The sequence below is a fragment of the Phytobacter sp. V91 genome, assembly GCF_965644225.1.
Classification (GTDB): Bacteria; Pseudomonadota; Gammaproteobacteria; order Enterobacterales; family Enterobacteriaceae; genus CBFFRJ01.
The window spans coordinates 1-14,197 of the sequence record NZ_CBFFRJ010000008.1 but is presented as its reverse complement, the minus strand read 5'-3'; the positions used below and the strand labels follow the sequence as shown (position 1 = coordinate 14,197).

Annotated in this window: 14 protein-coding genes; 11 read left to right on the top strand and 3 right to left on the bottom strand. The window is 56.3% G+C overall.

Annotated elements, in window-relative coordinates:
- The first annotated feature begins 49 nt into the window (after window positions 1-49).
- From ACSZO4_RS02835 to ACSZO4_RS02800, 8 genes are all read left to right on the top strand, one after another.
- Window positions 50-1,696, top strand: coding sequence for a Na+/H+ antiporter (locus ACSZO4_RS02835; RefSeq protein WP_437887319.1), 1,647 nt, complete (start codon window positions 50-52; stop codon window positions 1,694-1,696).
- 115 nt (window positions 1,697-1,811) lie between these two features.
- Window positions 1,812-2,663: a MurR/RpiR family transcriptional regulator gene (locus tag ACSZO4_RS02830; protein ID WP_437887318.1), complete on the top strand. Its 852-nt coding sequence runs from the start codon at window positions 1,812-1,814 to the stop codon at window positions 2,661-2,663.
- Between the two features lie 262 nt (window positions 2,664-2,925).
- Window positions 2,926-3,762 carry a transporter substrate-binding domain-containing protein gene (locus ACSZO4_RS02825; protein WP_437887317.1) on the top strand — a complete coding sequence of 279 codons (837 nt, stop codon included), beginning with the start codon at window positions 2,926-2,928 and terminating at the stop codon, window positions 3,760-3,762.
- A gap of 2 nt (window positions 3,763-3,764) precedes the next feature.
- Entirely contained in the window at window positions 3,765-4,397 is a 633-nt protein-coding gene (locus tag ACSZO4_RS02820) for a DUF1989 domain-containing protein (RefSeq protein WP_437887316.1), read from the top strand.
- Complete coding sequence (locus ACSZO4_RS02815) at window positions 4,381-5,028, top strand: urea carboxylase-associated family protein (protein WP_437887315.1); 648 nt, start codon at window positions 4,381-4,383, stop codon at window positions 5,026-5,028. The genes ACSZO4_RS02820 and ACSZO4_RS02815 overlap by 17 nt, the downstream gene beginning before the upstream one ends.
- Before the next feature lie 4 nt (window positions 5,029-5,032).
- Window positions 5,033-5,683, top strand: coding sequence for an amino acid ABC transporter permease (locus ACSZO4_RS02810; RefSeq protein ID WP_437887314.1), 651 nt, complete (start codon window positions 5,033-5,035; stop codon window positions 5,681-5,683).
- Window positions 5,683-6,351: an amino acid ABC transporter permease gene (locus ACSZO4_RS02805; RefSeq protein WP_437887367.1), complete on the top strand. Its 669-nt coding sequence runs from the start codon at window positions 5,683-5,685 to the stop codon at window positions 6,349-6,351. Before ACSZO4_RS02810 ends, ACSZO4_RS02805 begins: the two co-directional genes overlap by 1 nt.
- A 14-nt stretch (window positions 6,352-6,365) precedes the next feature.
- A complete protein-coding gene (locus ACSZO4_RS02800; protein WP_437887313.1) occupies window positions 6,366-7,046 on the top strand; it encodes a DUF1989 domain-containing protein in 681 nt (226 codons plus the stop codon).
- A 1-nt stretch (window position 7,047) separates the two neighbouring features.
- Here ACSZO4_RS02800 and ACSZO4_RS02795 read toward each other — a convergent pair whose 3' ends face one another.
- On the bottom strand, window positions 7,048-7,962 hold the full coding sequence (locus ACSZO4_RS02795) for a LysR family transcriptional regulator (RefSeq protein WP_437887312.1): 915 nt from the start codon (window positions 7,960-7,962) through the stop codon (window positions 7,048-7,050).
- A gap of 102 nt (window positions 7,963-8,064) precedes the next feature.
- Between ACSZO4_RS02795 and ACSZO4_RS02790 the strand changes: the two genes are divergently transcribed.
- On the top strand, window positions 8,065-8,475 hold the full coding sequence (locus ACSZO4_RS02790) for a CidA/LrgA family protein (protein WP_437887311.1): 411 nt from the start codon (window positions 8,065-8,067) through the stop codon (window positions 8,473-8,475).
- A gap of 28 nt (window positions 8,476-8,503) precedes the next feature.
- Window positions 8,504-9,157: an LrgB family protein gene (locus ACSZO4_RS02785; protein ID WP_437887366.1), complete on the top strand. Its 654-nt coding sequence runs from the start codon at window positions 8,504-8,506 to the stop codon at window positions 9,155-9,157.
- A gap of 193 nt (window positions 9,158-9,350) precedes the next feature.
- Here ACSZO4_RS02785 and ACSZO4_RS02780 read toward each other — a convergent pair whose 3' ends face one another.
- On the bottom strand, window positions 9,351-10,649 hold the full coding sequence (locus tag ACSZO4_RS02780; protein ID WP_437887310.1) for a Gfo/Idh/MocA family protein: 1,299 nt from the start codon (window positions 10,647-10,649) through the stop codon (window positions 9,351-9,353).
- Between the two features lie 48 nt (window positions 10,650-10,697).
- Between ACSZO4_RS02780 and ACSZO4_RS02775 the strand changes: the two genes are divergently transcribed.
- Window positions 10,698-12,257, top strand: coding sequence for a hypothetical protein (locus tag ACSZO4_RS02775; RefSeq protein WP_437887309.1), 1,560 nt, complete (start codon window positions 10,698-10,700; stop codon window positions 12,255-12,257).
- 212 nt (window positions 12,258-12,469) lie between these two features.
- Here ACSZO4_RS02775 and actP read toward each other — a convergent pair whose 3' ends face one another.
- Complete coding sequence (gene actP / locus ACSZO4_RS02770; RefSeq protein ID WP_437887308.1) at window positions 12,470-14,113, bottom strand: cation/acetate symporter ActP; 1,644 nt, start codon at window positions 14,111-14,113, stop codon at window positions 12,470-12,472.
- Window positions 14,114-14,197 lie beyond the last annotated feature (84 nt).

The window sequence follows — 14,197 nt, the reverse complement described above, 5'->3', positions numbered from 1 at the left end:
CTATCATCAGGGCAAGATGCCTTAATAAGAACATCGCAGAAGGGAACGCATGGAAATCTTTTTTACTATTCTCATCATGACCTTTGTGGTCTCACTATCGGGGGTTGTTACACGCGTATTACCCTTCCAGATCCCACTCCCGCTGATGCAAATCGCCATTGGCGCGCTGTTGGCCATTCCCACCTTTGGACTGCATGTTGAGTTTGATCCGGAACTGTTTTTAGTCCTCTTTATTCCTCCGTTGCTGTTCGCCGATGGCTGGAAAACGCCGACGCGTGAGTTTCTGGAACACGGGCGGGAAATCTTTGGTCTTGCGCTGGCGCTGGTGGTGGTCACCGTCGTTGGTATCGGCTTCTTAATTTACTGGCTGGTGCCGGGCATTCCGTTAATTCCGGCCTTTGCTCTGGCGGCAGTGTTATCGCCAACCGATGCGGTGGCGCTCTCGGGCATTGTCGGTGAAGGCCGCATTCCGAAAAAAATCATGGGCATTTTACAGGGCGAGGCGTTGATGAATGATGCCTCGGGTCTGGTGTCACTGAAATTCGCCGTTGCCGTTGCGATGGGAACCATGGTCTTTACTGTCGGTGGCGCGACCGTTGAGTTTTTCAAAGTGGCCTTTGGCGGTATTCTAGCCGGATTTGTGGTGAGCTGGCTGTACGGGCGTTCGCTGCGTTTTCTCAGCCGCTGGGGCGGCGACGAGCCTGCCACCCAGATAGTGCTGTTGTTCCTGCTGCCTTTCGCCTCATATCTGATTGCGGAGCATATTGGTTTCTCAGGCATTCTGGCGGCGGTCGCCGCCGGGATGACCATCACCCGTTCAGGCATGATGCGTACCGCGCCGCTGGCGATGCGTCTGCGTGCAAACAGTACCTGGGCGATGCTGGAATTTGTCTTTAACGGCATGGTGTTCCTGCTGCTGGGCCTGCAACTGCCAGGGATCCTGGAGACCTCGCTGGTGGCCGCAGAAGCGGATCCGAATGTTGAAACCTGGGTTCTGTTTACCGACATTGCGCTGATTTATCTGGCATTGATGCTGGTCCGCTTTGGCTGGTTGTGGACCATGAAAAAATTCAGTAATCGCTTCCTGCGCAAAAAGCCGATGGAGTTCGGTAGCTGGTCGACACGTGAGCTGTTGATTGCGACCTTCGCTGGCGTTCGCGGGGCGATTACGCTGGCAGGTGTGCTGTCGATACCGCTCTTTCTGCCCAATGGTATGGGATTCCCGGCGCGCTATGAGCTGGTGTTGCTGGCGGCCGGCGTTATCCTCTTCTCCCTGTTTGTCGGGGTGATTGCGTTGCCGAAACTGCTCCAGCATATTGAGGTCCGCGATCACTCCCATCAGTATAAAGAAGAGCGTATGGCGCGGGCGGTGACGGCGGACGTGGCCATTGTCGCTATCCAGAAAATGGAAGAACGCATGGCGGCGGACGCGGAGGAAAATATCGATAACCAGCTTCTGACGGAGGTCAGTTCCCGGGTTATTGGTAATCTGCGACGCCGGGCTGACGGGCGCAACAACGCAGAAAGTTCGCTGCTTGAAGAAAACCTTGAGCGCCGTTTCCGTCTGGCTGCCCTGCGTTCAGAGCGTGCGGAGTTGTACCACCTGCGCGCCACCCGGCAGATCAGCAATGAGACGTTGCAAAAGATGCTTCACGATCTCGACCTGCTGGAAACGCTGTTGATTGAGCATAAGTAAATGACCGGCCAGGGCGGCTCCCTTCCGTCCTGGCCTTGCCAATAAATTCCTAAAATCCTGGTGACATCCGGGCATGCTCTGTGCAGGATGAGATTTTTCATTTCAGGGAATCGCCATGAGTCCAAAAACGGCATCGTTAGAGGGCCGGATCCGACAGCACTGGGAGCAGCTCTCCAGCCATGAACAGCGGCTGGCGGATGTGTTGCTTGCAGCACCTGGTCAGCTTGCTATGAATACCGCCACTGAACTGGCGCAAAGTGCAGGCGTCTCCAAGGCCACGACAACCCGTTTTTTCCGCCATCTTGGCTATGAAAACTATGAAGCGGCGCGGCGTCAGGCGCGTGACATGCAGAGCAGTGGTTCGCCACTCTATTTACAGGCTGTACCCAGTGCTTCACCGATGGACAGCGTGATGCAGCAGCACCTGGAGAAAGAGATAGCTAACCTGGTAAACAGCTACCGCACGCTGGACAGCACGCAATTCCAGCAGGCCATTGTGGCGATTGCGGGAGCCCGCCGGGTGGTGGTGATGGGCTGGCGACACAGCCAGACCATTGCGCAGTTGATTTACCGTGATTTAGTGCATATTCATCCTGACGTACGTTTGCTGCCTCGCCCGGGCGACTCCCTGGCTGAGCACCTGGCCGCACTGGGGGAACAGGATGTGGTGATTTGTGTTGGCTTACGTCGGCGGATGCCCGCGCTGGACGCGGCAATGGCTGCGCTGGCTGAACGCCAGGTGCCTATGCTCTATCTGGCGGATGTGCTCTCCGGTAAACCGGCGCGTCACGCCAGATGGGTGGTGCGCTGCCATACCGATGGCGGCATGTTGTTTGACAGCACCGTCGCCCTCTCCGGCGTGTGCAATCTGCTTTGCTCCCTGGTCGCACGCCAGATGGGGAAAAGCGGTAATGATTACCTCGCCCAGGTTGAAGCCCTGCATCAGTCGCTCGACGAACTCGAATAATGCGCCATTCTGGCGCATTTTTGATCATTCTGGTACAACCCCCTCCCCAAAACAGTGCTTGCTCTGCGGGCTGTTTGCTGCCCGATTCAGGATTTATGAAACCGTAGAAATGTAAAATAAAAATAAAGAAACAAATGTTTCTTTATGATTTTAAGAGAAAAAGAGGGTAATGGCAGGGTGGTGAACCTCTGGTGGTGAAAAATGTGGCACAAAAAGTGCTCAGTAGAAAAAGACATTTCACCAACACCAGGGAAATACCATAATGAAAAAAACAGCACTGCTGACCGCCGCACTTCTCACCTTGGGCTCACTGGCGACGGCGTATGCCGATACGCTGGCCGACATCAAGAGTAGCGGCACAATGACCGTGGGGATCGACCCCACATTTCCTCCTTATGAATACACCGACGACAAAGGCGAGATAACCGGCTACAGCGTCGCCATCATGCAATCCTTCGCCAAAGATCTCGGCGTGAAACTGGAGTTTCAGAAGACGGCTTTTAGCGGCATTTTGCCGGGCCTGATTTCTGGCTCCTTTAATGCCGAGGGTTCTTCCCTGAACGTTACGGCGGAGCGGGCCAAAAAAGTGCTTTTCACCGTGCCGTACAGCAAAACGGTTAATGGCGTGCTGGTTCGCGCTGAGGATGCCAAAACCTTCAGTTCCAAAACATTGAATGCCGAGAGCCTTTCTGGCCTGCGCGGCGCGGTAAAAACCGCCAGCGTGCCGGAGCAACTGCTGAAAAGTTTTAACAGCGAACTGAAAAAAACCGGCAAGAAACCCATCACCATTATTAGCGTCGACTCTCTCGATCAGACCGTCAGTACCCTGATGACCAAACGCGCTGACTTTGTATATGACGATATCTCCGTGCTGGCGCCGATCGTGAGCAAATACACCGGCAAAGTGGCGCAGGTTGGTGAAGTGGGGCCGTCACAGTGGATGGCATGGGCGACCCGCAAAGAGGATGGCAGCCTGAACAAAGCCATCAGCGATCATATCCTGGCGATGCAGAAAGACGGGCAACTGACCCAACTGCAGCAGCAGTACCTCGGCACCACGTTCACCGTACCCGCCAGCGATTTCATACCGAAGGAGTAACCATGTGCCAGTCAAACCTGAGGGTGCCGGCGGGCCACGGCAAAACCTTCCGTGTGCGTAAAGGTCAGTTTATTACCGTCATTGACAGTGAAGGGCAGCAGGCCGCCGACTTTGTGGCTGTCAATGCTGACAATCTCGACGAAAAGTTGTCGCCCGTGCATACCCGCCAGCATCTGCGTTCGCTGTTCTTTAAACCGGGCGATGCGCTGTGGTCGAGTGAGAACCGTCCGCTGCTGCGCATTATGGCGGACAGCATCGGGATCCATGATGCCAACGTGCCGGCCTGCGATCGCACCCGTTTTAGCGTCGATTTTGGCGTAGAGGGGCACCGTAACTGTGTTGATAATTTGCTCGAAGGTATGAAAGCCCACGGCGTGACCTATTTTACGTTGCCGGAGCCGTTCAACCTCTTCCAGAACGGGCCGGTGACCGCTGACGGACGCATGGAAGTGACCGATCCCAACAGTAAAGCGGGAGACAGCATCACTTTCGAGGCCTTATGCGACCTGATCTGCGCCGTCTCCTCCTGCCCGCAGGACATTATTCCCGGCAATGGCCTGCAGGTGACGCCGATTGATATTCGCATCAGCGACAGCTTCCAGCCACAGGAGATGCAACATGTTACTCATGCGTGAGGCTTTTACTGAGAACGCTGATCGCTCGCTGGCCGCCTCCGTGGATGTTGCTGCTGGCAGCGTCGGCTCAATTCGGGTCATGCGCGGGCAGTTACTGCGCATCAGTGCCCTGGGCGATGGCGCTGTCGCCTCGCTGTTTGGCTTTAGCCAGCAGGATCCGGCGGTGTGGCTGTCGGTGCATCATACCCGCGTATTCAGCAACAGCTATCTGCTCGGGTCGGGGATGCGGATGGTCAATAATCGCCGCCGTCCGATGATGGTTCTGGGGAAGGACAGCGTGAAGCGCCATGACCTGCTGCTGCCCGCGTCAACCCGTGCATTTCTCGCCGAACAGGGTTACGACGGCGAAGGGTGCATTGAGGCGGTCAGCGCTGAGTTGGCGCGCCTGGGCATGTCGGTACCGAAGCTGCCGGACCCGATCAACCTCTTTATGCACGTGGCGTTGATGCGTGACGGCAGCATTGTGCCGGAACCCAACCTGACCCGCGCCGGGGACAGCATCACCTGCCGCGTGGTGATGGACACGCAGTTTATCGTCTCGGCCTGTAATACCGGTATTGCAGGCAACGATAACCCCGCGCCGCTGCGGCTGTCGGTGGCCGAAAATCTCACTGACTTTAACCCGGAGTAAGTGAATGGGGCTGGATCAACAGGTACTGGCGGCGCTACCGGAGCTGGGGCACGGGCTGTTTATGACGCTGGCTCTGACGGTGCTGGCTTCGCTGGTCAGCGTGGTGATGGGGCAGATTGGCTGCTTTCTGCAACTGCGCCGTGCCTGGTTCTGGCGTGCCCTCGGGCGTTTGTACATCAGCCTGATGCGGGGGACTCCCGCCATCGTGCAGCTGTTTGTGGTCTTCTTTACCCTGCCACGGCTGGGGCTGGGTGGTCAGCCAATGCTGGCGGCGGTACTGGCCATTGGCCTTAACAGCGGCGCGTATGTGGCGGAGATCCTGCGCGTCAACCGCAGTCTGGTCACCCAGGGGCAACTGGAGGCGGCGCGTACTCTGGGGCTGAGCCGCCTGTTAACCTGGTGGTATGTCATTAATCCCCAGGTGCTGCGCGCCAGTCTGCCCATGCTGGTGAACGAGTTCACTATCCTGTTGAAAACCACGCCGTTGGCCTCGGTCGTGGCCCTGACTGAACTGACCTTTGCCGGACAAATTGTGATTGCCCGAACTTATGAAGCCACCCAGGTGCTACTGCTGGTGGCCACCGGTTACCTGCTGATTGCCTTACCGCTGACGGCGGCGGCCCGGCGACTGGAAGCCAAACGGAGAACCGCATGATGGACTGGCAGGCAATTCTTGATGCGCTGCCGTCGCTGGGAGAAGGGCTGGCAGCCACGCTGCAACTATGCGTCATCGCCGCGTGCTGTGCGCTGCTGTGGGGAACGGCAATGGCAACACTGTTTATCCGGGCGCCACGTTTCTGGCAGCGGTTGTTGCAGGCTTACAGCGACATCACTCTGGCGCTGCCGCTGCTGGTGGTTATCTATCTGCTCTATTTTGTCCTGCCGGAATATGACATCACGCTTTCGTCTCCGGTGGTTGGCGTACTGGCGCTGACCCTCTATTACGCGCCCTATATCGCTCAGGTTATCCGTGCGGCTGTTGACGCGCTGCCAAAGGGACAGTGGGAGGCATGCCGGGTTCTGGGGCTGAGCCGTACCGAGCAGTTGCGCGATGTGGTGCTGCCGCAAACGCTGCCGCAGATGCTCTCACCGCTGGTGGGACTCATGATTGGGCTTATCAAAGATTCTGCCCTGCTGTCGGTAGTCTCGGTACAGGAGTTTATGTATGCCGCGAAGCAGGCGATTTCCGATACCTATGCGCCGCTGGAGATCTATCTCACGGTGGCCCTTTGTTACTGGCTGCTTAACAGTCTGCTCGACACGCTGGCACGCCATCTTGAATCACGTATGACGCGCTACCGTCGCGGCATACAACATGAATAAACCAGGAGAAGAATATGTCGGCTGAATTTCAGCATCGTGATGTGGTGACCATTCCGGCGCGGTACGGCAAAGCCGTGCGTCTGAACAAAGGGGAAGCCGTCCAGGTGATTAACCTGCATGGCACCCAGGTTGTCGATTGCTGGGCCTATAACGCCCAGGATGTGAATGAGTATATGTGTATGGAAGCGACACGGGTGTGGAACCAACGGCTTAACCCGCGCATTGGCGATAGCTTTATTACCGACCAGCGTCACCCGATCCTCACCCTGGTAGCCGACACGTCGCCCGGTGTGCATGATACCTTTATGGCGGCCTGCGATGCCTGCCGCTACGAGCTGTTAGGCTGTAGCGAACCGCACCGAAACTGCCATGACAATCTGCATGAAGGTATGGCGGAGCTGGGCGTCACCTTGCCCCATGGCAATCTCGCCTCATTTAATATCTTTATGAATATTCAGGTGCAGCCTGACGGTATCACCCTCAAAACATTGCCGGTGGTAACCCGACCGGGCGACTACATCATTTTGCGTGCGGAGATGGATTGCTACGTTGCATTTTCTGCCTGCCCGCAGGACATCGTCAGTATCCAGGGGCAGGGGGATAACACGCCGCGCGACGCGCAGGTGCGTATTCTGGTCGACGGGTTCCCGCAGGTAAAATTACAGGGGCCATGGGTGCCCGATAGTGCGGCCTGAGTCAGGGTTTCCCGGCAGGAAAGGTGGTTTCTCCTGTTTCCAGCCAGAAACCTTTGCAACATTCCAGCCATGCCTGGGCGCTACGTGAGAGGTAGACGCCATCGCGCCAGATCATCCCCAACAGCCAGCGTAAATCGCTCTCAAGCGGGATCCAGTTGAAGATCTGTTTGTCCAGCCGCTGGCAAATCGGCTCTGGCAGGATGGCGATACCGACGCCAGCCTGGACCATGGCCGCCAGAAAATCCCACTGCCCGCTGCGCACGGCAATTCGCGGCTTCACACCGTGCTGGCTGAAAAGCTGGCTGAGCTGGCGGCTTAAGGCGAAATCTTCGTTGTAGATCAGCAGCGGCTGGCCTGCGAGCTGCTCCGGGGTAATGGCGGTGATATTGCGCCACTCGCCGGAGCGGGGGACCAGTACGCAAAGCGGGTGGCTGAACAAGGGCAGGGTAGCAAGGCCGCTGTCGGCTTCGACAGGCAGGGCCGTCATCGCCAGATCAAGTTCGCCGTTGGTGACCGCCTGCTGGACCGTCAAACCGCCAAATTCGGAGATTTTAAGCTCTACGCCAGGGTAACGCTGGCGAAACAGGCTGATTGGCCCGGCCATCAGCATGCCGACCATCGGCGGGATCCCCAGACGCAATATCCCTTTGTTGAGATGATTAATATCATCCAGTTCGGCTTCCAGCTGACGAAATTCAGCGAGGATCGCCAGCCCGCGTTCAAAGACCACGCGACCGGTATCGGTGAGTAATAATTTTCGGCCATCGCGAATAAGCAGCGTGCAATTCAGCTCATCCTCAAGATTTTTTAGCATCTTGCTGATGGTTGGCTGGGTGACGAATAAGCGCTCCGCTGCGCGAGTGAAACTTTGCTGTCCTACGACTTCCACAAAATAACGCAGCGTTCTGATGTCCATAATTATTCCTTTAGACTATGTATCCGATGAGTTTAATTCATTTCAGAACGCAGCGGTGGCTCTCTATACTGGCTCTCTGTCTCATTTGTGCGAGAAATATGTATGGAGATGGCGTTACGTCGTATTACGCCTGCCATTGTACGTCGGCTCCAGGTACCGGTTCAGGTCGTTCTCTATGCCGGGCTATTCATTGTTGCCGGGTACCTTGTCCAGTGGTTGCATATCCCCCTTCCTGCCAATTTAGTTGGCATGATTATTTTGTTGATGCTGATTGTCTGTCGTGTGATCCCGCTTAATTGGGTGCGGGCCGGAGCACGCTGGCTGCTGGCCGAAATGCTGCTGTTTTTTGTTCCGGCGGTGGTGGCGGTGGTCAATTACGCTCAATTGTTGATGGTGGATGGCTGGCGAATTTTTACCGTCATTGCGCTAAGCACTCTGCTGGTGCTGGGCGCGACGGCCTGGGTGGTGGATAAAGTGTATCGCTATGAAATAAGCAGGCTGAAGAGTGAGTGATTTTATCCTGAGTGTACTGTGCCTGGTGATGACGCTGGTGTTCTATTCCCTCAATAAGCGCCTGTACCGCCGGTTCCATAAACTGCCGCTGATGCCGCTGGTCTTAACCCCCGTATTGCTGGTTCTGGTGCTGGTGCTCGGCCATATCTCTTATCAGCGTTATATGGGGGAGTCCCAGTGGCTGCTCTGGCTTCTGGGACCGGCCTCCATCGCCTTTGCGGTGCCGATCTATGACAATTTCGCCCTTATTCGTCGCCACTGGATGTCACTCTCTGCGGGGGTGATAACGGCGACGGTGGTGGCGGTGACCAGCTCGGTCTGGCTGGCGCGGTTGTTTACCCTGTCTGATGAAGTGCAACGTAGCCTGGCCGTGCGCTCAGTCACCACCCCGTTTGCCCTTGCGGCAGCGAAACCGCTGGGCGGTCAGCCGGATCTGGTCGCTTTGTTTGTGGTGATTACCGGCGTATTTGGCATGGCGGTGGGTGATGTGCTCTTTTTGCGCCTCTCAATTCGGGAAGGGATGGCGAAAGGGGCTGGTTTTGGCGCCGCGTCCCATGGCGCAGGTACTGCGCGCTCCTATGAGCTGGGCCAGCAGGAAGGGGTAGTGGCGAGCCTGGTGATGATGCTCTCCGGTGTGCTGATGGTGATTGCCGCGCCGCTGGTGGCCCGGCTGATGTTTTGACTACCAGGGCCAGGAGTATTGTCTGAACCCCATTCTCGCTGATTCTCGCTCTGCTGCTGTGGGGGATCGTGATTGGCACCTTACTGACGGGATCGCAGGTGCTGGCGGCAATTGGCCTTATCATGCTGCTTATTCTGTATGTTGCGCCAGGCCGTTATTAAAAAAGCGCGGGCTGGCCGCGCTGTTGTTTCGATTACGGATGCTTTATCAGCCGCTTAACCAGTTCAAATTCGCTAAAATTCACCGGGCGCTGCTGCTGCATCGAGATATTTCCGGCAATGCCGGTCAGAATCGACATCGCCCCGGCGCGGTGATCGGCCGCGCGCTTAAGCGGGTCGTTACCCGGCGCGCCAAACAGATCCGCCAGCATGGCATTATCGCCACCGCCGTGCCCGCCTTCGCCAAGGCTAAAGTTCGCCTCCCAGGGGGCGGCAAACATCGGAAAGACCGTAATATTGCAGGACTCCAGACTGCCTTCGTTCTCGCGCTCGCCACCGGCATTGACATAGGATTTCTCGACGATTTTCATCTCCAGCCGACCTTCGCTGCCGTTAAACACCACGTTCAGCCCCTCCCAGGGCAAATACGTATTCAGTGAATAGCTGAGCTGGCACTGATTCTGGTATTTCACCAGCACCGACATCGTATCCTCGATGGTTACCCCGTCGCTGAAGACGCTTTGATCCCGCCAGTAATTATCTTCATGTTCGGCATCGAGATAGAGAGCCTTAAGCTGCGGGTTTTCCTCCATATGCAGGGCAAAGGGATCGTTTTTCGCGGCCTTATAGCCATGCGCACGCGGATAGAATTCGCTGACGCCGCGTTTCTCGGCATTCTCTTTGCCGTAAAAGCGCAGCCCGCCCTCGGCATACACTCGCTCAGGGTAGCTGTTGAGCCAGAAGTTCATAAGATCGAAATGGTGGGTGGATTTGTGCACCAGCAGCCCGCCGCTGTTACGTTTTTCCCGGTGCCAGCGACGAAAATAGTCGGCCCCATGTTCGGTGTTGAGCAGCCATTCGAAGTGAACGGAGAAGACCTCGCCAATCGCGCCATTCATCAGTAACTCGCGGACTTTACTGTGGTGCGGCGCATAGCGGTAATTGAAGGCGACACGCACGGTATGCCCGGTTTCCTGGATGGCATCAAGGATCCGCAGGGCGCGTTTTTCATCGATGGTCATTGGTTTTTCCGTGATCACATCGCAGCCGGCTTTCAGCGCCCGCACAATATAATCGTCATGGGTCCGGTCCATGGTGGTGACGATAATAATGTCCGGGCGGGTCTCAAGGATCATCTCTTCGAACTGTGCAGCGCGCCAGGTGGATACCGGGGCGGCGCCTTCGTTTTTTAATAAACGATTGGCGTAGTCCATCCGTGTCTGGTTGGTGTCGCAAAAGGCCACCATCTGCGCGTTATCTTTCCACTGACCGCCAATCGCCGAAATATATAATCCGGCGCGACCACCTGTACCCACAAGAGCATATTTTTTCATACTAACCTCAATTATTATCTATGGAGCCAAAATTAACGGGATGAAGTAATGAAACGTATTGCCCAGCAATTAATGGAACTGAACACCACCTTTATTTGGCACTGGCCGTGGCTGGAACAGGGCGTAATGAGTGCGAAGCAACACGGCTTCACCGGCATTATTCTTCATCAGCAAGAGTTATTTTCCATCCTGGCAACCCCGTCGCCGTTCAGTCAGAAACTGAATGTGGAAAACCTTGTTCACCAACAGCATTACGCGTTGCACTATTTAAAAAAGGTCAATCAGTATCTGGCGGACAATAATTTATCCTTCTGGTTGCAAGGGGAGGCCGCGCCCGCCGACGATATTATTAAGCGAAAATTTCCCGAGTTCGCCTTTGACGAAAAAAGCGCGCCGGATTTCTGGCACCACTTTTATTCCACGACGTTCGCGCCACTATTACAGGAATTACCGCACCTCAGCGGCGTGATCCTTAGCCTGACGACGCCGACGTTTCAGACTGCGGGCTGGCAAAAAAGCCTGCATCAGGTCTGGCGTCAACTGCGCGCCAGCGGCAGGAAACTGGTGCTGCGCGATTTTATTGATGACAGCTGGCCGCGCCAGCAGCTTACCTCGGTGCTGGCGACGCTTCCTCAGGATGTGCGCGCCTCCATCAAAGCGACGGAGCTGAATTACCACCCCGGTTTCGCCAACCATCCCCATATCGCCACCCTGCCCGAACATAAAAAGTGGATCGAATACGATCTCTTTGGCATCGGCTACGGCTGGACGGCCCTGCCGTGCTGGCTGGCCGATGAAATTAGCGGCCGACTGAGCTGGGCCATCGGCGCAACTGTGCAGGGGATTGAGGCCATTACCTGCCGGGTCAGCTGGCAATGGCTGCCCGACAGCCGGGTGATGGACTCTGCCAACGCCATCAATTTGTTGGGGTTCACCGCTGCCAATCAGGGGCAAAATACGGTTCTCGCCGACTGGGTCGCACTACACGGGCTGCGCTTTCGCCAGATGCAGGACAAAGCGCGCCTTAACGAACTGTTCCACGCCAGCTACGACTGGCTGTGCCGAACGCCAAATCTGCTGGGACGCCGCTTACACACTCAAAGCCAGATCCCGGAAAGCATTGCTCAGGCGCAGCAGTTGGTGCATATGGACACCCGCAGCGCTAACTGGCTCCAGGCATATCAGCCGCTGATGCCAGCGGACAATCCTGAACAAGGGGCGGAACAGCGTCAGCTGATCGCCCTGGAAAAACAACATGCCTGCTTCCTGGCCCAGGCGGGCGTCCAGACCCTGCGTGAGCTGATGCCGCGCATCGCCTGCCAGGATGAATCCCTTGAACGCCTGCTGGCGGCCTGGCGTAATGCGGAAATCTACAGTCAGATGTTCAGCCGGGTTGCCGCGGCGGTAAGCGATGTGCTCTGGCGCGATCGTTACGGTGACGATCAATTGCCCGCCGGCCATCTGGAGCAGCATCAGGACAGCCTGTTACGCTTTGCCGATGAAGTGGCGAGCTATCTGGAAAACCCGCCGCCCGGCAGCCCGCTCTTTTTACCGTTACTGTTAAGCCCGCAACGCCTGACCACCTTTGCGCAAAGTTTGCGTGAATAAGCATACGAGGAGCCATCCGGGCTGTCCCGGTTGTTGAGGCTCCAGATGATGGGTTACGTGGCTAAAGGCGGTAAAGCGTGATGGGTCTTACACTTTTAGGATAATAAATGTGATGGTGATCGTCTTTTATTGCGCAGGAACAGTGATGACGCTCACCTGAGGCGGGAAATAATGTGAAGTAACCCCGGCCATTGCTGACCGGGTATGATTTATCAATGGGCACGACCCTGATCGATACCGATACCCGTTTGTGAACGGATAAACTGGGCACGGAACTGCTCGCGCTCCAGCAGACCTTGCGCGCTATTATCGGTGATCGAGAAGAACCAGATCCCAATAAAGGCCACCGCAATGGAGAAGAGCGCCGGGTATTCATACGGGAAGACCGGGGCGGCATGGCCGAGGATTTGCACCCAAATGGTTGGACCGAGCACCATCAGCACAACCGCCGTCAGCAGACCAAGCCAGCCGCCAGTCATCGCCCCACGGGTGGTCAGTTTCGACCAGTACATGGAGAGCAGAATGATCGGGAAGTTACAGCTGGCGGCAATCGAGAAGGCCAGACCCACCATAAAGGCAATGTTCTGCTTCTCGAACAAAATCCCCAGCAGGATGGCGATAACGCCCAGCACCAGCACGGTAATTTTCGAGACTTTGAGCTCATCGCGCTCGGTAGCCCCTTTGCGGAAGACGTTGGCATACAGGTCATGGGACACCGCCGAGGCGCCTGCCAGCGTTAAGCCCGCCACCACCGCCAGAATAGTGGCAAAGGCGACCGCGGAGATAAAGCCGAGGAACAGGTTGCCGCCCACCGCATTTGCCAGATGGACTGCCGCCATATTGTTGCCGCCAATCAGCGCGCCAGTCGCGTCTTTAAACGCCGGGTTGGCCCCCACCAGCATGATCGCGCCAAAGCCGATGATAAAGGTCAGAATATAGAAATAACCCATAAAACCGGTGGCATAGAAGACGCTCTTACGGGCTTCACGCGCATCGCTGACCGTGAAAAAGCGCATCAGAATATGCGGCAGACCGGCGGTGCCGAACATCAGACCAAGACCCAAAGAGAGTGCCGATATGGGGTCTTTGACCAGCCCGCCGGGGCTCATAATGGCTTCGCCTTTCGGGTGTACCGCCATCGCCTCAGTAAACAGATTATTGAAGCTAAAGCCGACATGCTTCATCACCATAAAGGCCATAAAGCTGGCGCCGAAGAGCAGTAAAACGGCTTTGATGATCTGCACCCAGGTAGTGGCGAGCATGCCGCCAAACAGCACGTACATCACCATCAATACGCCGACCAGCACCACGGCAATATGGTAGTTCAGGCCGAACAGGAGCTGGATAAGCTTACCGGCACCCACCATCTGGGCGATAAGGTAAAGTGCGACCACCACCAGTGAACCGCAGGCGGAGAGGGTACGAATCGGCCCCTGTTTCAGGCGATAGGAGGCGACGTCGGCAAAGGTATAGCGCCCAAGATTACGCAGTCGCTCGGCTATCAGAAACAGAATGATCGGCCAGCCGACCAGGAAGCCTAAGGAGTAAATCAGGCCGTCATAGCCTGAGGTAAACACCAGCGCGGAGATGCCGAGGAACGATGCCGCCGACATATAGTCCCCGGCAATCGCCAGACCGTTCTGAAAGCCGGTGATATTGCCGCCCGCCGTATAGTAGTCGCTACGGGTGCGGGTTCGTTTCGAGGCCCAGTATGTGATACACAGCGTAAGAGCAACGAAAATCACAAACATGATAATCGCCTGCCAGTTGGTTGGCTGGCGCTGGACAGCCCCGGTAAGAGCATCGGCAGCATTTGCGGCGAAAGAGGTAGCGAGCAGAGGGGCGACCAGCGCCATCGTCAAAGAGCCTGTACATAAAATTGTGTAATTGCCTGATTTTGATATGTTCAATCCAACATCAAAAGCAGGTTAATTTATGGA